Consider the following 24,060-nt stretch of genomic DNA (forward strand, 5'->3'; position numbering starts at 1 on the left):
ACGGTGACAGCGGCCTCGGGCTGCATCCGAATTGTGGAAGCGGTGAACGATCGAAGAAAATTGTGTTCGACACGCGCCCGCCCGTCGGTGTAGACTGCTGCCGCACGCCGCCTTTGATCCCCGTGATCGTCTCCTCGCAAGGGTGTATCAATGTCTCGCTCCCGCCGCGGGTTCACGCTCATCGAGTTGCTCGTCGTCATCGCGATTATTGCCATCCTGATCGGCCTGCTTCTGCCCGCCGTGCAGAAGGTCCGCGAGGCCGCCGCGCGCATGAAGTGCTCCAACAACCTCAAGCAGATCGGCCTCGCGCTCCACAACTTCCACGACCGCAACGGCCGGCTGCCCACCTCCGAGTTCCACGACAACGGCTCCAACCCGGTGCGGTGGAACTGGCAGCCGAAGATCCTCGCGGACGTCGAACAGAACGCGGTGTACGCGCAACTGGACTTCAAGGTTCACGCCTGGCAGGGCAACAACTACGCGCTGCTCAGCAAGAAGTTCGGGATGTTCGTGTGCCCGTCGGACCCGTTCTCGGACGTGACGCGCGAGGAAGAGAGTTTCGCCGGGCCGACATGGGTGCTGTCGCAGTCCGACTACGCCGCGTGCGCCGGCGACTACAAAAATAGCGGCGGCGTGGGCCAGTCCCCGGACTACGGCAACCTGAGCTACTCCAACCCGATGTCCCGCGGGGTCATGGCGCGGTGGGGCTGGTCGGCCCGGTTCGGCGACATCAGCGACGGCCTGTCGAACACCTACGCGGTCGGCGAGTGCGTCGGCGCGTTCTGCATCACCCAGAACTTCGCCGCCCAGTCCTGGGCCACCACGGCGTACCCGATCAACTACCAGAACAAGTCGCTGGCCGACAACCTGCCCACCCAGAGCACGCCCCGCTGGGACGAGTCCATCGGGTTCCGCAGCTTCCACAGCGGCGGCGCCAACTTCCTGCTGTGCGATGGCAGCGTGCGGTTCGTCACCGAGGGAATCGACGGGGCGACGTACCGCGCATACGCCTCGCGCGCCGGCGGCGAAGCGCTCTCGAACTGAGCCTCCCTGCACCGCGGCGGGCTCGGACCCGCCGCTCCCCTTCCCGACCTCATCCCTCAATCCGGATTCATCCGCATGGTTCGCTGCGCGCTGACGGCCGTCGTTCTGTGTTCCGCCCTCGCGGCCGGTTGCTCCGACCGGCCCAAGTTGGCGAAGGTGAAAGGCACCGTCACCCTCGACGGAAAACCGCTGCCGTTCGGCACCGTCACCTTCGAGGCGAAAGGATACCGGTCCGCGACCGGCAAAATCGTTAACGGCGAGATCACCAACGTGACCACCTACGACCCCGGCGACGGCGCTCCCGTGGCCTCGCACCGGGTCGCCGTCACCGCGAACGCCGAACCCGGACCGGCGGTCGTCGCCAACCCGGGCGAAGGGAAGGCCCCGAAAGCCGACTACATGAGCGGCAAGTCGCTGATCCCGTCCGGGTACAACGACCCGACCACGTCCGGTCTGACGGCGGACATCGTTGCGGGCGAGAACAGCGTCGAGTTCAAGCTCTCGTCCGCCGGCCCGAAGAAATGACGAACGGGCCGGGCAAATAGCCCCGGCCCGTTGATCCGACGGTCCACTCACCCGCTCACGGCGCGCTCGACTGGCAGCACGGTGCTTCGGACAGTTCGTTCTCCGCTGCCGGCAGAGTCTGCGGGTTGATGGTGGGGGCTGTAATCGGTAGCTGCGCTTCGGCCAATACGCCCTCTGAGGCCGGCGGTTCGTGCGCCGGCGTCCCGACCGGTTCCGGGTGTTCGATCACCGGAGTCGCTTCGGCCCGCTTCCGCCCAGCCAGCAAGATCGCCAACCCAACCGACGCCGTGATGCCGAAGATCGCGACAATCGGCACCTGATCGTTCGGCGTGGCTGCTCCGATCGCGGTCGAGATCACCGCACCGGTACCGAGTTGGAAGAACCCGAGCAGGGCCGACGCGCTTCCCGCGTTCTTCGAGAAGGGAGCGATTGCAAGGGCTGAGCCGTTCGGGTTGGTGATCCCGACACAGCAGAGGAAGGCGAACAGCACTGCTAGCGCTCCGTACAGGTCCAGCCAGCCCGCCACCGTGCCGGCCAGTAACAGCCACCCGAAGACGACCTGAGCAGTAAGGAACCGGCGAAACAGGATCTCACTCGACCAGTAGCGGAGAAGCTCGACGTTAAGTTGGCTCGCCCCGATGAACCCGCCCGCCAAGAGCGCGAAGATCAGGATGTACGTTCTGTCGTCCACACCGAACCCGTCCATGAACAGGACCGGGGAGCCGGCCACAAACGTGAACAGCCCGGCGAACGAAAACGCCCCCGCGCCGGCGTAGGTGTGGAACCGCGGGTGCCGCAGAATGGAGCCGTACTCGGAAAGGATCGGCCCCGGCCGCAACGAGATGCCACGATCCGGCTTGTGCCCCTCGGGCAGCAACGTCACTACCAGGGCGAGGATACCCGCCACCACCACGGCTACCGCCAGAAACGCGGCAGGCCAGCCGCCCGCCCGAATTACCGCCGAGCCCACGGCGGGGGCCAGGAGCGGCGAGACCGCAATGAACAGGAACAGCCGGGACAGGACTCGGGCCGCCTCCTTGCGCGGGAAGAAGTCCCGCACCATCGCGACCGACGCCACCTGGGCCACACACCCGCCCAGCGCCTGTACGAACCGGAGGCCGATCAGTGCGTAGATGTTCGGGGCGAACGCGCACCCAACCGAGGCGACGACGAACAGCGCCAGCCCAACCACGAGCGGTGGCTTCCGGCCGAACCGGTCGAGCAGCGGGCCGTACACCACCTGCCCGAGCGCCAGCCCGATGAAGTAACTCGACAGCGTGAGCGCGATGGTCGTGTTCGGTACGCCGAAACCGGTCGCCAGTTCGCGATACGCGGCCAGATACATGTCGATGGCGAACGGGCTGACGACGCTGAGCGCGCCAAGAAGCGAGATCACAAACAAACCGGAACGCTTTGCGGGCACGATCGGCACCTTCCGTGACAAAACGACGGGCGGCACAAGTGAGTCCGGGAGATAGTGCCACCGTCCGAACGGTCTTACAGACTCCGCAGAGCTTCACGAAACGGGTGCGGGGGAGGACGGGCACTGGCCCGTCCTCCCCCGCACCCGTTGTTTACGATCCCGAAGGCGATGTCAGGACGCGGCGCCGGTGGCCCGGAGCGGCGTTTCGGCGCGGGCGAGCAGTTCGCCACGCGACGGCAGCCGCACCTTCCACGCCAGCCCGAGCCGGGACATCGTCCAGATGATGATCCAGCTCATGTCGAACTGCCACCACTTCAGCCCGTGCCGGGCCGACAGCGGGAACGCGTGGTGGTTGTTGTGCCAGCCCTCGCCGAGGGCGGCGATGCCCACGAGCGGGTTGTTCCGGCTCTCGTCGCCCGAGGCGTATGGTTTGGTGCCCCACAGGTGGCAGATCGAGTTGACGCTCCACGTGGCGTGGTGCCCGAGGAGGATTCGGACCAGACCGCCCCAGATGAACCCGGTCAGCGCGCCGTGCTCGCCGCCGAACGCATAGCCGATCGCGGTCGGTACCACGAGGCCGAGGACCGCCCACAGCGGGAACAGGTTGCTCACGGTGCGGATCAGTCGGCTCTTGCGCCAGTCGCCGGCGTAGCGGGCCAAGTTGTCCGGCATCGGCGCGAACGCCCAGCCGATGTGCGAGTGCCAGAAGCCCTTCATCCACCCCAGCACGCCGCGGTCGTGCGGGTACGGGGAGTGGGGGTCGCCGTCTTTATCGCTGTGCTGGTGGTGGAGCCGGTGCCGGCCGACCCAGTCGAGCAGCGGCCCCTGAAGGGCCATCGAACCGAGCACGCCGAACACCGCCTGGATCGGCCCGAACGTCTGGAACGAGCGGTGCGTGAACAGCCGGTGGAAGCCGACGCTGATACCGAGCATGGACGCGAGGTACATGCCGACGAGGAGGCTGAAGTCTACCCAGGTGAAGTAACCCCAGCCCCACGCCAGAACGATACCCGTAACGAGGCCGGCGAGGGGAACAGTTACGCCCACGAAAGTAGTGAGCCAAGAGTACACGATCCGGAGCTGGCTGAACGTTTGCTGCGGCGGGGGGAGGATGACCTCGGGAGAAACGTCACCCGGCGCGGGTTGGTCCGGCTGAGCCAGTCGGGTGCTGCTTGACGGATTAGGCAAGCGTTGGGTTCCTGCGTTGAAAAGTGAATGGCACGGGGGCATCGGGGCGAGTGATCCCGACGCGCAGTGCCCTGGGTCGCGGGCGAAGAGAGGGCGGCTACCAGCGCCGCCCCAAGTAGAAGTTGTATTGCTTTTGCCGCGGGTTTAGTACCGCCGACCGCCGCCACCGCCGTAGCCGCCGCCACCACCGCCGTAGCCGCCGCCGCCACCGCCGTAGCCGCCGCCACCACCGCCGTAGCCGCCGCCGCCACCACCGTAGCCGCCGCCACCGCCACCGCGACGACCGCCGCCGCCACCGCCGCCACCGCCCTCCTTCGGCCGGGCCTCGTTGACCGTCAGCGGACGGCCTTCAATGACCTGCCCGTGCATGCCGCTGATCGCGGCCTGGGCCTCTTGGTCGCTGCCCATCTCGACGAACCCGAAGCCCTTCGAGCGGCCGGTGTCGCGGTCCATGATGACCTGCGCCGAAACGACGGCCCCGTACGGGGTGAACATCTCCTGGAGCATGGCGTCAGTGACACCCCAGCTCAGGTTGCCGACGTACAGTTTCTTACCCACGACGAACTCTCTCCCGCGGCCCGGTCCGGCCGCTACTGTCTCTGCTACCCGCGCGGGACCGCGGCGGTGACGAACGAACTGGTGGTCTGACCTACCACCGGCAACACCTGTCGGGCGATCCCGGTCACAGCGACCGCGGACTCTTCGATCGGGAGAAGCAGCGTTCGGCGTCGCCCAACGGGACACCCCCGTTGGTTGTGGTAGACTCTATCAGTCCGCGACGCCGGTTGCGCGACATTTCCCCAGAATCTTCTTAGCGACACACCGGTTTGCGCTCAACTTTGCGGGGTCGGTCTCGCGTTGCTGGCGCGGCACTGGCAACAGGGACGGTGGGGAAGGCACTTCTCGTCCCAAATCGGAGAACGTTCTCCGGCTTCACCACGTGCCCGTCGCCGGCGCGAATCACGCGTCGCCGAGGTACTCGGGGACCTTGGTCCGCAGGTGCTCGATCTCCTGGTGCGTTTCGCCCAGGTACGCGAGCAACCGCAGGTCGTCTTTGGTCACGGCCCCCCCGCTGAAAAGCCAGGACCGCACCCGAAACAGCTTGTACAGCTTCACCAGTTTGCGGTCACTGATGAAGATCTTATCCTCGCGCACGAGCGTCTTCACCAGCCGCTGGAACTCCTTGAACACGTCCGCCGGGAAGAACTTCTTGCGGTCGTTCTCGTCCTCGCCGCGGCCGTCGCCTGTTCTTCTGGAGAACAGGTGCGTCATGTACCGGTTGGCCTTCAGGAAGTCGTCGAGCGTGGCGTGCCCCTCGATCCACGGCTTCTGGTTCAGCCCCTTGTACGCCTCCCCCTGGAGCCCGGCGTCGATGAGTTCGGCGAAGTAGTCCTCCTGCACGCTGCGGCTCTGGATCTTCAGCACGAACCGGTCCTTGAGCGCCGCGAGTTCGCCCTGCTCGGGGATCTCGTTGGTGGCGGCGAACATGATCCGCAGCGGCACCGGCTCGGGCTTGCCCTCCTGGTAGAACTTCTTCTCGTTGATGATGGTCAGCAGGATGTTCAGGATCGCCGAGTTCGACTTGAAGATCTCGTCGAGGAACACGAGCTTCGCGGTGGGGAGTTTGCCCTCCTTGCGGCGGATGTACTTCCCGTCGCGCAGCTCTTTGATGTCGATGGCCCCGATGATCTCGCTCGGCTCGGTGAACCGGGTGAGCATGTACTCGAAGTAGTCGCCCTGCTCGATGCCCAGGGCGTCTTTGAACTTCACCACGATGTCGGACTTGGCGGTGCCGGGCGGGCCGACGAGCAGGAGCGGCTCCTGCGCGATGGCGGCGACGCACATCAGGTCGATGATTTCCTGCTTGTTCACGAAGAACCGGCCGAGCGACTCCCGGAAGCGGTTGATCCGCTTGCGGATCGTTTCGGCCTCGGCCTGGAGGTCGCTGAGCGACAGCTCTTCGGGGTTCACGGTCGGGGCTTTGGCGGCAGGGGGCATGAGTCGGCGGTTCCCTGTTGAGTGACCGGCGTTTCGGTTAGGGGAATCATAAGTGGTTTCCCGGCCCGTGGGAAGCTCGGAGGGCGAGCCGGGAAGCTCGGGGGGCGTGGCGATTCGGGTTGACGGGTTCGACCCGAGGGTTTATCGACTCTCGTTCGAGTTGCGCCTTTGCGGGTGGGAGTCGCGATGGTACCAGGGTTGAACGCGGTCGGCGTGCGGGTGCCCGCCGGTGCCGGGGGTTCCGGGCCGGTCGTGGCCCGCCTTTCGGACCGCACGTGCCGGCGGCTCGCCGGCGGGCTGATCGTCCTGTCGGTGCTGTTCCACCTGGGCTACCTCGCGATCAACTGCCCGCTGGACCTCTCCCCGGACGAGGCGCATTACTGGCAGTGGTCCCGGCACCTCGCCTGGAGCTACTACAGCAAGGGGCCGCTGGTCGCGTGGCTGATCCGGGCGTCCTGCGAGCTGTTCGGCCCGCTGAGCGAACAGCTCACCGGGTCGCTGATGCCGGCGGTGCGGCTGCCGGCGGTCGCGTGCCACGCGCTCCTGCTCTGCGGCTGGTACGTCCTCGCGTTCAACACCTTGAGAAGCCACCGGGCGGCGCTGGCGACGGTCGCCCTGGCGCTGACGCTCCCGCCGGTCGTCGCGGGCGCGGTGCTGATGACCATCGACCCGCCGTTCCTGGCGTGCTGGTGCTGGGCGCTGGTCGGCGTCTGGAAGGCGCTGCAAACGGAAGAAAGCAACCGCCCCGCCGGCGCCCTTTCTGAAGGGATGGGGCCGGCGCGGCGGTTCTTCGCCCTCCGCTGGTGGTTGCTCGCGGCTGTGTGTTCGACACTCGGGGTGCTGGCGAAGTACCCGATGGTGCTGCTCCCGTGCGCGGTGTTCGGTTACCTCCTGTTCACCCGCCGAGCGGAACTGAAGCGCCCCGGGTTCTGGGTGTTCGTCGCCGGCTCGGCGGCGGGGCTGGTCCCGGTCTTTGCGTGGAACGCCGCGAACGAGTGGGTGACGTTCCGACACGTCGGGACGCAGGCCACCGGTTCGAGCGGCAGCGGTGTTCGCTGGTTCGGTCCGTTCACATTCCTCATCGGGCAGGCCGGGTTCCTCATCGGCGTGTGGTTCGCGGTGTGGGCGCTGGCCGCGTGGAAGTACCGCCGAACGGCGGACCCGGCGCTCGGCTTCCTCTGGTGGACGTCCGTGTCCGTGTGGGGCGTGTTCGCGGTCGCGAGCCTGAAAGCGAGCGGACAGGTGAACTGGCCCGCCGCGGCTTACGTCAGCGGGTTCGTGCTGTGCGTGGCGTGGACGCGCGAGCAACTCGCCGGCGCGTACCACAAACCCGTTTCGCGCCTGGTGAGCACCGGCGTCGCGGTCGGCCTGGCGCTGTCCACGCTCGTTCACTTCCCGGGCCTGATGCGCGGGGCGCTCGCGTCCGTCGCCGGCCCGGCCGCGGACCCGACCGCCCTGACCGGCACCGCCACCCCCATCCGCAAATTCGATCCGACCGCCCGGCTCCGCGGCTGGCGAACGCTCGGCGCGGAGGTGGACGCGATCCGCGACCGCGTGCGCGACGAAACGGGTCAGGAGCCGCTGGTTGCCGGGACCGTGTGGAACATCCCCGGCGCGCTCGGGGTGTACTGCAAGGGGCACCCGGAGACGTACTCCTTCGGGCGGGCGATGGCCGACCGGCACTCGCAGTACGACGTGTGGCGCCCGAATCCGATCGCCGACGCGCAAGAGTTCAAAGGGCGCACGTTCGTGTTCGTGGGGGACGGACTCCCCGCCGACACCACGGTCTTCGAGCGGTTAGAGCTCGCGAAAATCGTGACCTACCGCGAAGAAGGCGTCCCGGTGTCGGTCTGGTGGGTGTGGGTCGGACACGGGTTCCGCGGCTTCCCCGAGCCGCAAACGCTCTCCGGCCGCCCGCGATACTGAACCGCTGACGCGGATCACGATAACCCGGTGAGCACTGTGGGCACAGTCACGACGGCGCAAGGGTGTGTGGTGTCGTGTGGGTCGTGCGCCTTCGCGTGGGCGCGGGCCTGCGACGTATCGGATTACGAGCGCCAGGCGCTGGAATCGCGCCCCTGTCCGGGGTGCGGGGCGTACACCCTGAGTTGCTCCGATCCGCGCCCCCAGCCGACGCGGCGTAAGCCGCGAAGCACCACCCGCCCGGCCCGGGCCGCCTGAAAAACGTACTTCGACAACTCCAACGGGAACGCCGGGTTCAGATGAACCCGGCGTTCCTGCGTTTGGTAGAATGGGGCACGACCTTGCACCGCGGAGTTGGGCCATGAGAACCGGACGCGTGCCGCTCGCCCTGGGGTGCCTCGTGCTGGGGCTGTTCGGTGGGCTCTTCGCCGCCCAGCAACTCGTGGGTCAGCCGCCGCCGGTTCCGAAACTCGACCCGCCACTCCCCGGGCGCGAGTGGCAGTCGTTCGCCCCGGTCGTGAAGCGCGTGCTGCCGGGCGTGGTGTGCATTGAGGGCAAAGGCCGGCCGAAGCGCGGCGCGGGCGAAGACACGGACCCCGGGTTCGGCTCCGGCCTGCTCATCGATGCGTCCGGGAGCGTGCTCACCAACAACCACGTCGTCAGCGACCTGGAATCGGTGAACGTGACGCTTCACGACGGCCGCAAGTTCACCACCAGCGACATCCGACGCGACCCGAAAACGGACCTCGCGCTCGTGAAGATCGAGTCGAAAGATCCCCTGCCCTTCCTCGAACTGGCCGACAGCGACGAGATGGAAGTCGGCGACCGCGTGCTGGCGGTCGGCGCGCCCTTCGGCCTGACCGGTTCGGTGACGAGCGGCATTGTGAGTGCGAAGAGCCGCAACAACCTGAAACTGAACCAGTTCGAGGACTTCATTCAGACCGACGCCGCGATGAACCCGGGCAACAGCGGCGGCCCACTCGTCAACCTGGACGGAAAGGTGATCGGCCTCACATCCGCGATCAAGACCCGCACCGGCGGGTTTCAGGGCGTCGGGCTCGCGGTTTCGAGCAACCTGGCGAAGAAGATCGCCGCCGACCTGCTGAAAACCGGCGTGGTGAAGCGGTCCTTCTTCGGCGTTACCGTCCGCGACCTCGACGCCGAAACCGCGAAGAGGGCCGGGGCGCCGTCCACGAACGGCGTGGCGGTAACTTCGGTGCTCGACGAATCACCGGCGGCCAAAGCCGGTGTGGTAGCGGGGGACGTGATTACGAAAATTAATGGCGCGCCGCTCAAAGACCCGCGCGACCTCCAGCGGATCACCGCCGCGCTTCCGGCCGGTCAGGTGGTGGATGTGCTGCTGTGGCGCGAAGGGAAGTTCTACATCGGAAAGGTCACAATCGAGGAGGAGCGGGCGGCCCTAGAGCCCGAAACGCCGGCGGCGCCCGCGGCGAGCGGCGCGACCGCCGAAACGGTGGGCCTGACGGTAACCGAGCTGACCGCCGAAGCGGTCAAGCGGAACGGCTGGCCGCAGGGGTTGAAGGGCGTCATCGTCACGGACGTGAAGCGCAACAGCTTGGCTGAAATAGCCGGGCTCGGCCGCGGCGCGATCGTGCTCAAAGTGGACAAGACGCCCGTTACCGCGGCCGCAACGTTCGACGCCGCGCTCCGCGCAGCCAGCATCGAGAAAGGGGCACTGCTCCACGTATTGAAGCAAAACGGCGACGTGGACTTCGTCGTCTTGAAGTTGAAATAGCTCGCGCCTCACCGTTCGCCCGGAGCGCCCGATGGTCCCACTTCCAACACTCGACGCACTCGATCTGGTCACGATCCCGACACCATGCACGGTGCCGTGGGACCACATGGGCGGGGGCTCCCGCACGCGGTTCTGCGACCAGTGCCGGCAAAACGTCCACGACGTGAGCGAGCTGACCCGCGCCGAGGCCCTCGACCTGCTGTCCGCCAGCGACCGATCGCCGTGCCTCCGGCTCTACCGACGCCCCGACGGGCGCGTCCTCACCGCCGACTGCTCCACGCGCCGGGAGCGGGTCTGGAAGTGGCTCGACCGCCGCTCCCAGTGGGCCGCAGCCCTGTTCGCCCTGCTGTTCTTCACGGGCTGCGACATTTCCGGCAAGCCGAACTGTTTGATGGGCGCACCTCTCCCGCTCTTACCAGAACCGCTCACGCCGGTCGTTACCGACGGCGCCGTGAGCATTGCCCTCGGTGCGGTGGAAGCCACCGAGAGATAGCGGCAATTAAATATCGAACGTTACATAATCTTAATCACGAACCAAGAACCGTTTCCCAGCTTGCCCATGCGGGGAGAACGGCACTCCGCCCCACCTCCTTGTGAAGAACCTCACCCCGCATCCTGGCACCACAAGCTCTCCAAACACCTCAGCCACAGGAAAAAAACTGAAACGAAACTGCCCCGAAAGCGGATCGGGCGCGCGGAACAGTTCCGATTATGCGCTTCGTATGAAGTGCTCTCACCGGCACGGACGATACCTGTGCTGAGCGGTGCCACGACCCGCCGACCCCTCGGTTCACGAGGGCGGTCCGGCGAATCGAGGCGGCCGCGCGACCGAGCGGTGGGTGCGGGTGATGGGAGGCGAACCGATGACGAGTGAAGACGTGCTGGCCCCGGTGAGCGAGACCGAGGCCCTGCGGCAGCAGTTGTTGCAGGCCCAGCGGCTCAGCAGCGTCGGGGAACTGGCGTCGAGCATCGCCCACGAGTTCAACAACATCCTCACCACCATCATTAACTCGGCCAAGCTGGGCAGCCGCAGCCCGGACGTGGCCGAAAAGCAGATCGCGTTCGAGCGCATCGTGAAGGCCGGCCAGCGGGCCGCGGCCATCGCCGGCGGGATGCTCGGGTTCGCCCGCAAGAGCGGCACCCACCGCCAGAACTGCGACGTGGCGCGGCTCGTCGAAGAGGTCCTGATCCTGACCGAAAAGGACCTGTCGAAGAACCGCGTTCATGTGGAGACGAAGTTCCACGCCCGCCCGGTGGCGTGGGTGGTGCCCGGCCAGATCGAGCAGATCCTGGTGAACTTGGTACTGAACGCGCGGCAGGCGATGCCGAACGGCGGCCGGCTCAAGATCGAGGTGCGCGAGAGTCTCGACGCCGACACGGTGGAAATCAAGGTGGCGGACACCGGCGTGGGCATCGCCCCGGACCAGTTGCGCCTGATCTTCGAGCCGTTCTTCACCACCAAGCAGCCCGACGAGTACGGCCGCGGCGGCACCGGGCTGGGGCTGAGCGTGTGCCGCCAGATCATCGAACAGCACCACGGCCGCATTCGCGTGGAGAGCGTCGTCGGTAAGGGCTCCACGTTCACCGTGAAGCTGCCGAAACGGCTCACCGACGACCCCGAGTAAAGTGGAACACGGAACGCACAGCGCCCGGTCGGAAGCACAGGCACCATTCCTGTGACTCCGCCCGGGCGCGACGCATTACCACCCGCCCTTTTAGTCGGCCCCGCGCGCGCCACTCGCGACAGCGCTGGCGGTGCCGTAAACCAGTTGCCCGACGGACCGTATCCGGACGATGTGAATGACCGCCTCGTCCTCCGGCACGTTCTCGGGCCAGTGGTACGCCACCGCACCGTTGGGCTGCGCGGCCAGTTGGTTCGCCTCGGCGAGTACGGGCAAGCGCGAGTGCGGCGTGCGCGCGTTGTTCTCTTTCACGATGTACGTTGCGCTCGAGAACTCCGGGTTGTACCCGGACGGACGGTACAGGGCACGGCCCGAGTACCACGCGGCCCAGCAGAACGGGTCGATGAGTGCCTCGTCCGACTTCAGGTTGGCGGCGAGCCACCGACCCGCGTGCTTGTGGCCCTCGCGGTTCGGGTGCATGGGCTTCAGTGCGAACGGCAGCGCGCCCGCCACCAGCGCGGCCAGCAGCGTGGCCGCAGTGACCCGCACCCCGAACCGCTCGACGCGCGGGAACACCTGCCCGATCGACACCGCGAGCAGTGGCAGCCCGGCCGCAGCCAACTGACACGCGATCAGCGTCAGCAGCACGGTATGGCGCTCTGACACGTACCCCACCCGGGCCGCGAGGTACAGTAGTACCGTCAGGTTGCACGCCGCGAGAACGAGCAAAACCCACGGCCCGGGCTCGGCCACCAACTTCCGACGCAGGGCGAGAACCGCGAACGCCGCCAGTGGCCACACGACGTAGTTGGCGCCCTTGCTCACTTCCTTGAACACGGCGTTGACGGCCCACACGTTCTGGGACTGCCCCGAGTCGCGGGCGTCATTCCACCACTCAGCGAACAGCGGCCCGGACGGCGCCGCCGGCACCGCGTTCGCACCGCGGTACACCGGTTGCGGCGCCGCGAGCGGGTTCAACATTTGACCCGGTGACGGCTTGTTGGTGAGTTTGCCGATCAGGGCCATATACGGCACCGCGACGAGGCACACCCCGACAAACAGCGCGGCCAGTCGCGCCAGTGCAAGGTCACGCGGCCACCGGCGGATCAACCCTAGCCAAAACACCACCGCCGCGGGGCCGGTCAACAGCATTAACCCTTCGGGCCGCACGAGGTAACTCGCGCCGACGGCGAGCCCGCACAGCAGGAAGCTGCTGATCCGCGGCGTCACAACCGCCCGCACCGCGAAAAAGAGCGCGGTCGCGGTCGCGAGCAGGTACACGCCTTCGGTGAGGCCGTCACTGGTGATCCGGGCCGGCACCGGGAGCACCTGGAACAGCAGCGCCGCCGCGAACCCGACGTTACGACTGAACAACAGCCGGCCGATGAGATAAGTTGGAACCACGAGCAGCACCGCGGCCAGTGCGTTCGCGAGCTGGGCGGAAAACAGGGCGCGGTCCGCCACCGGAGCGGTTGAGACGAGGCTGACCGCCTTGAACGTCCCCCAGATGACGAGCGGGTACCCCGGCGGGTGCTCGGACTCGCGGACGAGGTCGATCGCGGTCTTCGCGCGCTCGTTTGGCGCCACCGGCACGGCCGACGGGGTCTCATAGCAGAGCGCCTGCCGCGCGAACCCGAGGCTGTCCCGCGCGGTCAGAGCCGTGTGGGACATCAGCCACACGTGGACGGCCAGTGCGACCGCCGCGAGCGCGGCCAGCCGCAGGTAGTCCGGCCCGAACAGCGTGCGTTTGGGGGCGACAGATTCGAGCCGCGCGCCGACTGAGGCACTCATACCGTTCCGCTCCTGGTAATGTGCGCAACCCACGCGCCCGCGGACAATAAGACAAACGGCGCCGGCCCGTCAAGCCGGAGCGGCCCCAGAGGACCCCATGCTCCCGATCACCGACACCATCATCATTGCGGACGACGAGTTGGAGTGGAGCTTCGCGCGGTCCGGCGGCCCGGGCGGGCAGAACGTGAACAAGGTGGCGTCGAAGGCCGTTCTCCGCTGGAAGGCGTCGGCAACGGCGGCGGCGATCCCGCCCGGCGCAAAAGCGCGGATGCCGGTACTCTTTCCGAGCCGGTTCACGACCGAGGGGGACGTGGTTATCCAATCGCAGGCGACGCGCGATCAAGAGCGGAACAAGGAAGATTGTCTGTTGAAGCTGGCCGAGATGGTGCGGGCTGCGCTCGTCGAACCCGTCGTGCGAAAAAAAACGAAGGTCTCGAAGGGTGCCAAAAGGCGGCGAGTGGCCGACAAGCGTCGCAACTCCGAGAAGAAGCAGGCCCGTCGCGCCGGTGGGGACGACTGAATGCATGAAAACGCAGAGCCGTCAACGGCGTCGGGGACAGGGTTTCGGGGCCAACGATGCCCCCGAAACCCTGTCCCCGACGCCGTCGGTTCTTCGCTTACTGGTCCTTGAGTTCCATATCAAGCTGACTGGCGATCCCGCGCACGATCGGCGCGGTGGGCTTACGCGGCTGCTGATACCCCCACATCGTCTGAAGCAGTTCGTACCCCATCAGCGCGCCGACGAGGGTGAACAGGAGCGCCGGGGCCAGGAACAACACCGGCACGACGCCCCACTGGGCCGTCTGCGCCCCCGCCCCGGCGGGAACGACCTCGTCTTCTTCGTCCTCGTCGTCTCCGCGGCGCCTGCTCTTCGCCCCCTTCAGCGCCTTCGATGCCGAGGCGTCGTCCTCGTCAACGGCGATCTCGTCGGACAGGTCCACATCGGCGTCGTCCGCGACCGGTCGCTTCTTGCCCTTCGCGGCCGGAGCGGGCTTCGCTTTGGGACGGGGCTTCGCTTCGGCCTCTTCCTCGTCAAGCAGCACAACCTCGCTACCCGAATCCTCCTCGGCGGCCACGTCGCTGTCGTCCATCGCCAGCTCGAAATCGGACTTCTCCAGGTCCGTGTCCGACTCCAGCGCGACCGCTTCCGAACCGGACTCGTCCGGCATCGCCGGGATCTCGAAGTCAGTCTCGAAAATGTCGCCCTTGTCCTCGCCTTGAGCCGCGCCGTCCAGAGCGGCCTGTTCGAGGGACCCGCCGGAGTCGTCGAGCGTCAACTCGAACTCGCTGTCCGAATCCGAGTCGAGAACCAGTTTCCCCGACTGCGGGGCGCCCAGTTTCGTGCTCGACGAGACGGCGGAGGAATCGAGGGACAGTTCAAAGTCCAGGTCCGATTCGTCACTTTCAGCGGCCTTACGGGCCTTCGACTTCTCACCCGGCTTGCCTTTTTCGAGCGAGATGCCGCTGTCGGCCGGGCTGCTCAGGTTGATACCGCTGGGGCTGCTCCGGGCCGGTCCGCCGGCTTTCGGCATGCTCCCCAGGTCCACCTCATCGCCGGCCTCGGGGGCGATGGGGAGGTCGAAATCGTCGCTGTCGGCGTCCAAACTCAGCTCGAACTCGCTGCTGTCGTTGGAGTCGTCCGCCTTATTGCCCTTGCTGGGGTCGAGCCGGTCGGACGCGCCGCCGGTCTTCGGTGCGGACAGCTTGGCCGAGCTGCCGCCCTTGATGACCGCGCTGCCGGGACCGCTGAAGTCCAGCGCGAGTTCCTCCGTGGGCACCGCAGCCTCGTCGGCCCCCTTCGGCTTCTTGGGCTTGCCGCCGTCGAGCCGGACGTCACTGTCGGACCCGGACGAGCTGTCGGACATTGCCCGTGGCGTCTTACCCGGGGTCAGCTTGCCGCTGGATTTCGGCTTCGTGGGTGCGGGCTCGTCGGTGAGCGAGAACACTTCGTCATCGCTGGTCCCAAAATCGAGGGCGATTTCGTCCGCAGCGGGCTTTTTGGCCGGCTTCTTCTTGTCCTCAAGTCCGGTGACTTTGAAGTCTTCGGAGCCCGGCTCGGAGTCGTCGAGCGGGGCCATCGGGAGCGCGTCCTCGCTGGCCATCCCGAGCTGGCGGGACAGCTCTTCGATCGCGGTCACTTTGAAGCGAACGGTGGACCCGTCCCGGATCTGACTGAGCTTCTTGAAGTCCGGGTCCGTTTGGAGCTTCTTCTTCATCTCCGCCGTCGTCAGACCGAGCCGACCGGCGGCTTCTTCGAGGGTGTACGTCTGCGCCATAAGTGGGACTCGCGGCGACGGTGAGGGTGCGTGGGTGCGGTGCGCCCGCGCGAACCGCGGGCGTTAACCATGATTGTAAACCGTGTGTGAGCGGACACAAGTGTTGCTCGCGCTTCATGATGCCGAGCTGCGCGGCGCCACACGCGCAAGCCGCACAACCGGGCCGCGAGAGTTGGCGCGACCGCGCCAGCCGGACAACAGACTCGGTGATGAGGGGGAACGGGACTCAAGTTTGGCGCGCGCGGTGCGGCGGGCGGGAGTAGCACGATGCAGGTCGGGCTCACCCGAAGCGGCCGGTGATGTAGTCCTCGGTCTGCTTCTCGCGCGGGCGGCGGAACACGTCGTCCGTCGGACCCGCTTCGACCAGCCGCCCTTCGAAGAAGAACGCCGTCTGGTCCGACACGCGGGCCGCCTGCTGCATGTTGTGGGTCACGATCACGATGGTGAAGTGGCGGCGCAGTTCGGCGATCAGGTCCTCGATCGCCTGCGTGCTCTTCGGGTCCAGCGCGCTGGCCGGCTCGTCCATCAGGAGCACCTGCGGGTCGGTCGCCAGCGCCCGCGCGATGCACAGCCGCTGCTGCTGACCGCCGGAGAGCTCCAGGGCGCTGGCCCCGAGCCGGTCCTTCACCTCGTTCCACAGCGCCGCCTGCTTCAGGCACCGCTCCACCAGCGCGTCCAGCCGCGCGCGGTTCCGCTCGCCCGCGAGCCGCGGGCCGAACGCCACGTTCTCGTAAATCGTTTTCGGGAACGGGTTCGACTTCTGAAACACCATCCCCACGCGGCGCCGCAGGTCCACCACGTCGAGGTCCGGCCCGTACACGTCCACGCCGTCCAGCAGCACCTCGCCGGTCAGGCGCGTGCCGTCGACCAGATCGTTCATCCGGTTCAGCAGCCGCAACAGCGTGCTCTTGCCGCAGCCGCTCGGGCCGATGAACGCAGTCACGGAGCGCTCCGCGACCGACAGGTTGATGTCGAACAGGGCCTGCTTGGCGCCGTACCAGAAATCGACCCCGCGGACGGTCAACTTGTTGCGCTCGGCCGTGGTGAAGGCGGCCCCGGCCGTTTCGGCAGCGTCCGGCGCAATCGACGTCAGTGGCATGATGCACACGGGTGTAGGATGACGAACGAAGGAACACCCGGTGTTTTAACCTGTCACAGTTAAGAAACGGAGTAGAAGACGTGTCGATCGCGTGTCGAATTTGTGACGGCGTGTGAGAGCCGAATTGACGACGCCGTTCCGGTGAAGTCGGCCGCGTTAACACAACCTTCACACCAGCGACAGCGGCTCTTTGTAGGTAGAGTGTGGGCAACCCGCCAACCGTTCTCCGGGGCATCTATGCGCTCGTTCACGCTCGTTCCGCTCGCCCTCGTGGCCGCGATCGGTGGGGTCGTGCTGGTCAGCGGCTGTGGCAAATCGGACCCCCGGGTGTCCGCCGGCGGCGCCACGTTCGTCGACCCGATCATGCAGAAGTGGGCCGCCGAGTACAAGGGCGCCAAGAAGGTCGAGGTCGATTACGTCGCGAAGGGGTCCGGGTACGGGATCACCAACGTGACCGGGCGGATGCTCGACTTCGGCTGCTCCGACGCCCCGATGAACGCCACCGAAGTGAAGGCGGCGAACGAAGCCGGCGGCGAGGTGGTTCACGTGCCGGTCACGGTCGGCGCGGTGGCGGTGATCTACCACCTGCCCGAGGTCCCCGGCCTGAAGCTCTCGGGCGAGGTGATCGCGGACATCTACCTGGGCAAGATCAAGCAGTGGGACGCCCCGGCGATCAAGGCCCTCAACCCCGGCGCGAACCTGCCGGGTACGAACGTCGTGTTCGTGTACCGCGCCGAATCGAGCGGGACGACCAACATCTTCACCGAATACCTGAGCAAGCGCAGCGCGGAGTTCGCGAAGGCGCCGGGGACGAGCAAGAGCCCGAAGTGGCCGGCGGTGGGCGTCGGCAAGGAGGGCAACGACGGGGTGGCCGAGCACGTGAAGAACACCGCCGGCGCCATCGGCTACGTCGAGCTGGCTTACGCGAAGAAGAACAACATCACGTTCGCCGCGCTCACGAACAAGGCGAACAAGCCGGTCGCCCCCGACGCCGCGTCGGTGACCGCGGCGGTCGAGTCCGCGATGAAGGTGAAGGCGGACCGGGAGCCGTACACGCTGCACCCGCTCACCTTCTCGTTCACGGACGCCGAGGGGGAGGCAGCGTACCCGATCGTGGGCGCGAGCTACGCGATCCTGTTCAAGAAACTGCCGAAGGACAAGGGGCCGGCGGTCGTCGAGTTCCTGAAGTGGGCCGTGGCTGACGGGCAGCAGTACGCAAAGGACCTGGACTACGCGCCGCTGCCCGCCGAGCTGACGAAGAAGGCGCAAGAGCTGCTCGGCACCGTGACCTTTGAGTAACGCCGGCAGACCCGAGGAGTGAAGAGTTTTGACGGGACCGATTCAAAATTCTTCGGAACACCACACCGCATGAGCACCACCGCTCCCGCCCCGCGCCCCCCGGCCCGCTCGTCGCTGGGGGACCGCGCGTTCCTCGGCCTGGGGCAAACGGCCGGCGTGTTCGTTCTGTCCGTCGCCGCAGCGCTGCTCGCGGTGCTGGCCTACCAAGCGTGGCCGGCCGTCTCGCGGCTCGGCGAGCTGAAGGTGCTCACCAGCGCGGACTGGAACCCCGACGGCGGGGCCTACGGCGGGCTGCTCTTCGTTTACGGCACGGTCGCAACGTCGGTGATCGCGATGCTCGTCGCGGTCCCGCTCGGGGTCGGGGCGGCGGCGTGCCTGTCGGAACTCGCCCCGGCGCGGGTCCGGCAGGCGTCCTCGTTTCTGCTCGAACTGCTGGCCGCGATCCCGAGCGTCATTTTCGGCTTCTGGGCGCTGGAGTTTTTGGCCCGGCGCGGGCTGGCCCCCGCCTTCGACCTGTTCGGCCTCCGCCACCAATCCGGCGAGGGTATTCTCGCCGCCGGACTCGTGCTGGCGGTGATGATCCTGCCATACGTCACGGCGCTCAGCTTCGACGTGTGCCAAGCGGTGCCCCGGTCCCAACGCGAGGGGTCGCTGGCGCTGGGCGCCACGCGCTGGCACACCATTTGGAAAGTGGTGCTGCCCTATGCGCGGCCCGGGATCATCGCCGCGTGCTTCCTCGCCCTCGGCCGCGCCATCGGCGAAACGATGGCGGTGACGATGGTGATCGGCAACGCCCAGCACCTCGATTTCTCGGCCACGGCGACCGGCGACACGATCCCGAGCATCATCGCCAAGCAGCTCCACGAAACCACCCCCGGCACCCCAAAACGTCCGACGCTAATCCTTTTGGGTCTGCTGCTGCTCGTCATCACCATCGTGATGAACGCCGCCGCCCGCCTGTTGGTGCGCTGGGCGTCCAAGCCGCACCTCGTGCGCACGCGCGAGGTCGCACTCATCGACGCCCCGTCCCCGGACCCCGCGGCGGCGGCCGCGCAGGCGGCACGCGCGAGAACGCGGGCGGCCCGCGCGGACCAGGTCATGACCGCGGTGCTGTGGGGTTGTCAGGTGCTGACGGTGGTCCCGCTGTTCCTGATCCTCGGGTACATCACGTACAAGGGAGCGGACAAGGTCACCGCGGCGTTCTTCACGAACCTGCCCCACGAGCGACCGCCGGGGCTGTATCACGCGCTCGTCGGAAGTGTGACGCTGGTGGGACTGGCGGCTGCGTTCGCCATTCCGATCGGGCTGATGACCGGGGTCCTGCTGAGCGAGTACCGCAAGCACCGCTTGGCGGCCCCGGTGCGGTTCGTGGCCGAACTCCTGGGCGGGGTGCCGTCGATCGTGATCGGGGTGTTCGTGTACGCGCTGCTGGTGTCGCCGTTCTGGCTGGCGCCCGGTCAGAAGCCGTGGGGGTTCTCGGCGTGGGCCGGGGCGTTCGCGCTCGGGGTGATGATGCTGCCCGTGGTGATCCGCTCCGCGGAAGAGGCGATGCGTCTTGTGCCCAACAGCTTACGGGAGGCGAGCTTCGCGCTGGGCGCCAGCCGGCGCCAGACTGTCCTCAAAGTCGTCCTCCCCGCCGCACTGCCCGCGATCATCACCGGCGTGCTGTTGGCTGTCGGCCGGATCGCCGGGGAAACCGCCCCGCTGATCCTGACCGCGCGGGGGTCGCAGTACCTCGCGAAATCGCTATCGGACCCGACCCCGTCGCTGCCGTACTACGTGTACGAGTTCGCGAAGCGTCCCGACGAAGCCAGCAAGAACCTCGCCTGGGCCGGTGCGTTCGTCCTGGTGGTGGTGGTGCTGTTGCTGAACATCGGCACGCGGCTCGTCGCCGGCAAGCGGGTGGTCGCCGCCGCCCGCGCGGATTGACCGGCCGAGCCCCGGACGAAAGATCTGGTGCTTCCGGTGCGTCCGACGATGTGGGCTCGGTTGTTCGGGTGCGCCGGTGGCCCGAACAACCGAGCCCAAGTACTATGCGCCAAGCCGTTCATGAGGTCGAACACGCAAATTGCACGTATTAACCGACTGCAACTTGACATGCAAGGAGATAAGGAGTTCACCGACAACATTCTCACCTGCTCCACATTTCCTTCACAGGCTGAGCGTAAACTGATCGTGCTGCTTCACACCCCGGAATGTGGGTGCATTTTCCAGATTCGCGGCCTTCAATACGGACCCATAAGATGCCACGCCCACACCCCTCGCGCTCGGCGTTTACGCTCATTGAGCTGCTCGTCGTCATTGCGATCATCGCGATCCTGATCGGCTTGCTGCTGCCCGCGGTTCAAAAGGTCCGCGAGGCCGCCGCCCGCATGAAGTGCCAAAACAACCTGAAGCAGGTGGCTCTCGCGTGCCACAACATCGAGAGTTCCACGGGTAGCTTTCCCCCGGGCCTCCCACGGTTCATGGCGACCCAGCAAGAGAATGCGCCGTACTCGGGTAGTGACGCGAACCCGGTTCCGGGCAGCGGTTCACCGGCTACGGGTACCGAAGCGCCAGCATGGTGGGTGTGGGGTAACGGCGGCTCTTACGCCGGTGGCCGCATGTACGGCCCGAGTTGGACCTTCCACATCTTGGCCCAGATGGAACAACAGGCCCTCGCGGACCTCACCACCTACAGCCTGGGGTTGGATCTCTACGAGGCCAACCCGCAGGACAACATGGACGGCACCTCGACGCGCGGGGCCAACCGCGGAATGGTCCAGGAGCCGCTGACCCAGAAAATCATGATCTGCCCCAGTTCCGGTCACGACCCGAACGTTCACTATTACGGGGTGTCGTGCCAGAACCTGACGAAGGGCAACTACGTCGGCTGCTGGGGGAGCGACACGTTCGGTAACTCGGCGGCGTTCGGCGGCGGGGGACAGGCCAGCGGCGTGTTCAACGTCGCGCTGATCAAGAAGTGGCCGGTGCAACAACGGATGGGCAGCGGCAAGGGGACGACGATCGTCAGCATCACCGACGGCACGAGCAACACGGTGATGCTGTCCGAGCTGCTGCCGTACAGCGGCACCGAGGGCGGAACCAGTGCGGAGAGCCCGGCGGGGCAGAACAACGACGTCCGCGGCGCGGTCATCATGCCGGCCGCCGGCGGCAACATGTTCTTGACCCACACCACCCCGAACAGCACCACGCAGGACGTTCTGATCGGGTGCGAAACTCGAATGCCGATCAACCACCCGAACAAGCTGAACTGCACACAAAATCAGGCCGACGGCGGCACCTGGGCGGCGGCCCGTAGTAAGCACACCGGCGGGGTGAACGCGGCGTTCGCCGACGGCAGCGTGCGATTCGTCCGCGACGGCGTCGATCCGAACACGTGGAAAGGAGTGGGGAGTAAAGCCGGCAGTGAGGTCGCCAACCTCGATTGACGCCCCTCGACTCGACTCGCTTTCACCGTCGGTCGGCCGCGCGGCCGACGCCGCTCCGGCCGACAGTTCACCCTTACACCCACAACGCACCATGCCCCCTGCTCGCCGACTGATCCCTCTGGCGCTGTTGGGCGCCGTCATGCTGGTGCCCGGCTGTGGCGCCAGTAGCGGCACACCACGAATGCCGGATTACGGTTCTGAAGACGGTCTCAAGATCGCGCTGGTGGTCAGCGAGTTTAACGACGCGAAGAACAACCAGACCAAATTCAAGAACTCGTTCGCCGAATTGCCGCCGGCGAACTGGAAACAGTACGAGAAGTACAGTTTCCGGGTGAAGCAAGGCTCGCCGAAAGTGAACGGCACCACCGCGACGGCCACCGTCACCATTCACAACGAGTCAAACTTCGAAGCGGTGGGGACGCAAGAGTGGTCGTTCGTTAAAGTCGGTGACACCTGGAAGCTCAAAACCGCCCCGATTGTCTGATGACAACGCACTCGCAGCCCCGGACCGGGTGGATCGTGTCCCCGGCCTTCGATCTCTTCTTCCTCGCGAACCTGGGCTGGCTGCTGCTCCTGCTGCCCGGGTTCGCGAGCCGGTCCGACACCGCCATCGACTTCTGGCAGATCTACTTCCTCACCCTCCCGCACCGCTGGATCACCCTCGTGCTGGTCGCCACCGACCCGGACCGGCGCGAGGCCCGCACGCGCACGCTGGCGGTCGTCGCAGCCTTGTTCGCGGTACTGGTGATCGGCGCGTTCCTGGGCACCGGCGCGTTCCTGTGCCTCGCGCTGGTCGATTTCGTGTGGAACGCGTGGCACTTCGGGAGCCAGCACGCGGGCGTGCTGCGGATGTACACCCGCAAAGTCGGCGGCGGGTCCGAGTTCCTGGAGCGCTGGGGGCTCCGCGCCTTCGTGGTGTACGCCGCACTGCGGGCCGCGGAATGGGCGGCCGGGTGGCTCGAAACCGATTCGGCCGCCCGCGCGTTCTTCGCGGTGAGCGACTTTGCGATACTCACGCTGCCGGCGGCGCTGCTGCTGACCAACGTCGCCGGCGCGTCCCGGGCGCGTGCCGGTAAGCTCGCGTACCTGACGAGTGTGTGCGTTCTGTACACCGTGTTCATCCTGAGCTTGCACTTCGGCTGGACCGGTTTGATCGTAGCGTGTGCGGCGGCCGGCTCCATGTTCCACGCGGTCGAGTACCTCGCGGTGGTGACGCACTACGCGCGGCGGCGCGAGTCGGTGGGCAGCCCGGGACGGTTCCGAACCCTGGCACGGTACTGGGTGCTGTTTCTGGCGACCTACGCCCTCGTTCTCGGCAGCACGGGCGTCTGGCTGTCGCGGCCGGACAGCGGGCTCGCGGTGCTATGGCAGGGGCTGAACCTGTGGGCGGCGTTCGTCCACTACGCTTTCGACGGGATGATCTGGAAGCTGCGGCGGCCGGACACCGCCGCGGCGCTTGGGGTCAGCGGATGAGGTTAACGGACCTGCGGTTCGCTCTGGCTTACGTGCTCGCGGTGGCGGTTCCGGCCGCGACGCTGCACCTCAGCGCGCCGGAGGAGCGACTCGCGGCTGGGCTCACCGCTCCGCCGTTCGCGTGGCCCCGGGTACTGGTCGCGCACTTGCTGACTGCGCTCCCGTTAGGGGTACTGGTCGCGCGGCTGATCCGCTCCGCACCGGCGGTCAACGAGTTCGCCCCTGGAGTCTGGCCGGTGGCAGGCGTGGCGGTGACCGGTGCGGCGGTGCTGGTGTGCCCGGGCATCGGGGAAGCGGTGGCCGAAGGCGGGTTCGACGCCCTCCCGCTCCTCGTCCTCCGCGCGCTGATTGCGCTGGCCCTGGTCTTCCCGTGGTGCGTGTGGGCCGCCGACCCGCCGCGCCCGGGCACGGCGGTGCGATCCGGGTGGCAGTTCGCCTTGGGCGGCGCGGTCGCCCTCGTGCCGTGCGGGCTGTACGGCGAGGCCGCCGCCGAGGCCGGCACTGAACGGGCGGCGGATCTTGTTCGCCGCGAGCGCGTGGTGCGGGCCGACGCGGCGCTCGCGGGGCTGATCGAACTCGGCAGCGATCGACCGGTCATGGGCGCGGCGCCGGCGACGATCCGAAAGGGGTACGCGACCCGGCTTCCGCAACTCGCCGGGTCGGCCGCGCGGCCGTTGCCCGCGAACGCACCTCCGAGCGACCGGATGGCACGCGCGCTGGTGCTGATTCAACTCGACCGGCCCGCCGAAGCGGCCGGGCTGCTCGAGGGGCTGGGCTGCCCGGACGACGACACAGTCACCCTCTTGCTGGCGACCGTCTACCGCGACCAGGAGCGCTGGACCGCGAGCGACGAGTTGTACCGGCGCGTGCTGGACAAGTTGCGCCCGCAAGCCGCGAGCAACCCGCGGGCCGCTGACATGTGCGCAACCGCCATCGAGGGGCTCGCGTTCAACGCGCGTGCGGACCGTCGCCCGGCCGACGCCGAATGGGCCTTGAAGATGGGGTTGGACGTGCTCCCCGGGCGTGCGGCGCAGTTCCACCTCCAACTCGGCCGACACTACCACGACGGCGGCCGGCCCGGCCCCGCCCGGGAGCACCTGCGGGAGGCCGCACGGCTCGACCCTCGAACGGAGCCGGAGGTTGGAAAGGTGCTGCGCCAGATCAACACCGCCACACCCGGGTGCTTCTCCTGGCAGTGAAGTGACCCCGGCA

At 67.2% G+C, this 24,060-nt stretch carries 20 protein-coding genes; 13 read left to right on the plus strand and 7 right to left on the minus strand.

Going from position 1 to position 24,060, the window contains the following annotated elements; genetic code table 11:
* The first annotated feature begins 150 nt into the window (after positions 1–150).
* Together R5W23_RS12275 and R5W23_RS12280 are read left to right on the plus strand one after the other, a co-directional pair.
* Positions 151–1,044, plus strand: a complete 894-nt coding sequence (locus tag R5W23_RS12275) for a DUF1559 domain-containing protein (RefSeq protein ID WP_320686568.1) — start codon at positions 151–153, stop codon at positions 1,042–1,044.
* Between the two features lie 75 nt (positions 1,045–1,119).
* Positions 1,120–1,569: a hypothetical protein gene (locus R5W23_RS12280; RefSeq protein WP_320686569.1), complete on the plus strand. Its 450-nt coding sequence runs from the start codon at positions 1,120–1,122 to the stop codon at positions 1,567–1,569.
* A 55-nt stretch (positions 1,570–1,624) separates the two neighbouring features.
* On the opposite strand, the gene R5W23_RS12285 is transcribed toward R5W23_RS12280, so the two are convergent.
* The 4 genes from R5W23_RS12285 to R5W23_RS12300 form a co-directional block, all read right to left on the minus strand.
* Positions 1,625–2,992, minus strand: coding sequence for a multidrug effflux MFS transporter (locus R5W23_RS12285; RefSeq protein WP_320686570.1), 1,368 nt, complete (start codon positions 2,990–2,992; stop codon positions 1,625–1,627).
* Between the two features lie 171 nt (positions 2,993–3,163).
* On the minus strand, positions 3,164–4,180 hold the full coding sequence (locus tag R5W23_RS12290; RefSeq protein WP_320686571.1) for an acyl-CoA desaturase: 1,017 nt from the start codon (positions 4,178–4,180) through the stop codon (positions 3,164–3,166).
* Between the two features lie 144 nt (positions 4,181–4,324).
* On the minus strand, positions 4,325–4,738 hold the full coding sequence (locus R5W23_RS12295) for an RNA recognition motif domain-containing protein (RefSeq protein ID WP_261186621.1): 414 nt from the start codon (positions 4,736–4,738) through the stop codon (positions 4,325–4,327).
* A 402-nt stretch (positions 4,739–5,140) separates the two neighbouring features.
* Positions 5,141–6,178 (minus strand): AAA family ATPase, encoded by a 1,038-nt coding sequence (locus R5W23_RS12300; protein ID WP_261186622.1) that lies wholly within the window; start codon positions 6,176–6,178, stop codon positions 5,141–5,143.
* Positions 6,179–6,364: 186 nt separating this feature from the next.
* On the opposite strand from R5W23_RS12300, the gene R5W23_RS12305 reads away from it, so the two are divergent.
* The 4 genes from R5W23_RS12305 to R5W23_RS12320 all read left to right on the plus strand — a co-directional run bounded on the left by R5W23_RS12305 (position 6,365) and on the right by R5W23_RS12320 (position 11,482).
* Positions 6,365–8,104, plus strand: a complete 1,740-nt coding sequence (locus R5W23_RS12305; protein ID WP_320686572.1) for an ArnT family glycosyltransferase — start codon at positions 6,365–6,367, stop codon at positions 8,102–8,104.
* Positions 8,105–8,462: 358 nt separating this feature from the next.
* A complete protein-coding gene (locus tag R5W23_RS12310) occupies positions 8,463–9,857 on the plus strand; it encodes a trypsin-like peptidase domain-containing protein (RefSeq protein WP_320686573.1) in 1,395 nt (464 codons plus the stop codon).
* A 31-nt stretch (positions 9,858–9,888) separates the two neighbouring features.
* A complete protein-coding gene (locus R5W23_RS12315; RefSeq protein ID WP_320686574.1) occupies positions 9,889–10,350 on the plus strand; it encodes a hypothetical protein in 462 nt (153 codons plus the stop codon).
* 370 nt (positions 10,351–10,720) lie between these two features.
* On the plus strand, positions 10,721–11,482 hold the full coding sequence (locus R5W23_RS12320) for a sensor histidine kinase (protein ID WP_261186626.1): 762 nt from the start codon (positions 10,721–10,723) through the stop codon (positions 11,480–11,482).
* A gap of 90 nt (positions 11,483–11,572) precedes the next feature.
* Here the strand turns inward: R5W23_RS12320 and R5W23_RS12325 are convergent, their stop codons facing one another.
* Positions 11,573–13,270: an ArnT family glycosyltransferase gene (locus R5W23_RS12325; protein ID WP_320686575.1), complete on the minus strand. Its 1,698-nt coding sequence runs from the start codon at positions 13,268–13,270 to the stop codon at positions 11,573–11,575.
* A 97-nt stretch (positions 13,271–13,367) separates the two neighbouring features.
* Between R5W23_RS12325 and arfB the strand changes: the two genes are divergently transcribed.
* Complete coding sequence (gene arfB / locus R5W23_RS12330) at positions 13,368–13,790, plus strand: alternative ribosome rescue aminoacyl-tRNA hydrolase ArfB (protein WP_320686576.1); 423 nt, start codon at positions 13,368–13,370, stop codon at positions 13,788–13,790.
* 97 nt (positions 13,791–13,887) lie between these two features.
* Here arfB and R5W23_RS12335 read toward each other — a convergent pair whose 3' ends face one another.
* Both R5W23_RS12335 and pstB read right to left on the minus strand, forming a co-directional pair.
* Complete coding sequence (locus tag R5W23_RS12335) at positions 13,888–15,546, minus strand: hypothetical protein (protein ID WP_320686577.1); 1,659 nt, start codon at positions 15,544–15,546, stop codon at positions 13,888–13,890.
* A gap of 280 nt (positions 15,547–15,826) precedes the next feature.
* On the minus strand, positions 15,827–16,645 hold the full coding sequence (pstB, locus tag R5W23_RS12340) for a phosphate ABC transporter ATP-binding protein PstB (protein WP_320686578.1): 819 nt from the start codon (positions 16,643–16,645) through the stop codon (positions 15,827–15,829).
* Between the two features lie 237 nt (positions 16,646–16,882).
* Here pstB and pstS point away from each other — a divergent pair, with 237 nt between their 5' ends.
* The 6 genes from pstS to R5W23_RS12370 all read left to right on the plus strand — a co-directional run bounded on the left by pstS (position 16,883) and on the right by R5W23_RS12370 (position 24,047).
* Positions 16,883–17,944 carry a phosphate ABC transporter substrate-binding protein PstS gene (pstS, locus tag R5W23_RS12345; RefSeq protein WP_320686579.1) on the plus strand — a complete coding sequence of 354 codons (1,062 nt, stop codon included), beginning with the start codon at positions 16,883–16,885 and terminating at the stop codon, positions 17,942–17,944.
* 69 nt (positions 17,945–18,013) lie between these two features.
* Positions 18,014–19,873, plus strand: coding sequence for a phosphate ABC transporter permease subunit PstC (gene pstC / locus R5W23_RS12350; RefSeq protein ID WP_320686580.1), 1,860 nt, complete (start codon positions 18,014–18,016; stop codon positions 19,871–19,873).
* A 314-nt stretch (positions 19,874–20,187) separates the two neighbouring features.
* On the plus strand, positions 20,188–21,375 hold the full coding sequence (locus tag R5W23_RS12355) for a DUF1559 family PulG-like putative transporter (protein ID WP_320686581.1): 1,188 nt from the start codon (positions 20,188–20,190) through the stop codon (positions 21,373–21,375).
* A 91-nt stretch (positions 21,376–21,466) separates the two neighbouring features.
* Positions 21,467–21,859 (plus strand): hypothetical protein, encoded by a 393-nt coding sequence (locus tag R5W23_RS12360; RefSeq protein ID WP_320686582.1) that lies wholly within the window; start codon positions 21,467–21,469, stop codon positions 21,857–21,859.
* On the plus strand, positions 21,859–22,848 hold the full coding sequence (locus R5W23_RS12365) for a hypothetical protein (RefSeq protein WP_261186635.1): 990 nt from the start codon (positions 21,859–21,861) through the stop codon (positions 22,846–22,848). The genes R5W23_RS12360 and R5W23_RS12365 overlap by 1 nt, the downstream gene beginning before the upstream one ends.
* Positions 22,845–24,047, plus strand: coding sequence for a tetratricopeptide repeat protein (locus R5W23_RS12370; protein ID WP_320686583.1), 1,203 nt, complete (start codon positions 22,845–22,847; stop codon positions 24,045–24,047). Before R5W23_RS12365 ends, R5W23_RS12370 begins: the two co-directional genes overlap by 4 nt.
* Positions 24,048–24,060: the final 13 nt, after the last annotated feature.

The organism is Gemmata algarum (assembly GCF_034097035.1).
GTDB classification, from domain to species: Bacteria; Planctomycetota; Planctomycetia; order Gemmatales; family Gemmataceae; genus Gemmata; species Gemmata algarum.

Bases quoted from the DNA above. Each gene is read 5' to 3' on its own strand.
- R5W23_RS12275 (WP_320686568.1), top strand. From the start codon at position 151: ATGTCTCGCTCCCGCCGCGGGTTCACGCTCATCGAGTTGCTCGTCGTC.
- R5W23_RS12280 (WP_320686569.1), top strand. From the start codon at position 1,120: ATGGTTCGCTGCGCGCTGACGGCCGTCGTTCTGTGTTCCGCCCTCGCG.
- R5W23_RS12300 (WP_261186622.1), bottom strand. From the start codon at position 6,178: ATGCCCCCTGCCGCCAAAGCCCCGACCGTGAACCCCGAAGAGCTGTCG.
- R5W23_RS12305 (WP_320686572.1), top strand. From the start codon at position 6,365: ATGGTACCAGGGTTGAACGCGGTCGGCGTGCGGGTGCCCGCCGGTGCC.
- R5W23_RS12310 (WP_320686573.1), top strand. From the start codon at position 8,463: ATGAGAACCGGACGCGTGCCGCTCGCCCTGGGGTGCCTCGTGCTGGGG.
- R5W23_RS12315 (WP_320686574.1), top strand. From the start codon at position 9,889: ATGGTCCCACTTCCAACACTCGACGCACTCGATCTGGTCACGATCCCG.
- R5W23_RS12320 (WP_261186626.1), top strand. From the start codon at position 10,721: ATGACGAGTGAAGACGTGCTGGCCCCGGTGAGCGAGACCGAGGCCCTG.
- R5W23_RS12325 (WP_320686575.1), bottom strand. From the start codon at position 13,270: ATGAGTGCCTCAGTCGGCGCGCGGCTCGAATCTGTCGCCCCCAAACGC.
- arfB (WP_320686576.1), top strand. From the start codon at position 13,368: ATGCTCCCGATCACCGACACCATCATCATTGCGGACGACGAGTTGGAG.
- R5W23_RS12335 (WP_320686577.1), bottom strand. From the start codon at position 15,546: ATGGCGCAGACGTACACCCTCGAAGAAGCCGCCGGTCGGCTCGGTCTG.
- pstB (WP_320686578.1), bottom strand. From the start codon at position 16,645: ATGCCACTGACGTCGATTGCGCCGGACGCTGCCGAAACGGCCGGGGCC.
- pstS (WP_320686579.1), top strand. From the start codon at position 16,883: ATGCGCTCGTTCACGCTCGTTCCGCTCGCCCTCGTGGCCGCGATCGGT.
- pstC (WP_320686580.1), top strand. From the start codon at position 18,014: ATGAGCACCACCGCTCCCGCCCCGCGCCCCCCGGCCCGCTCGTCGCTG.
- R5W23_RS12355 (WP_320686581.1), top strand. From the start codon at position 20,188: ATGCCACGCCCACACCCCTCGCGCTCGGCGTTTACGCTCATTGAGCTG.
- R5W23_RS12360 (WP_320686582.1), top strand. From the start codon at position 21,467: ATGCCCCCTGCTCGCCGACTGATCCCTCTGGCGCTGTTGGGCGCCGTC.
- R5W23_RS12365 (WP_261186635.1), top strand. From the start codon at position 21,859: ATGACAACGCACTCGCAGCCCCGGACCGGGTGGATCGTGTCCCCGGCC.
- R5W23_RS12370 (WP_320686583.1), top strand. From the start codon at position 22,845: ATGAGGTTAACGGACCTGCGGTTCGCTCTGGCTTACGTGCTCGCGGTG.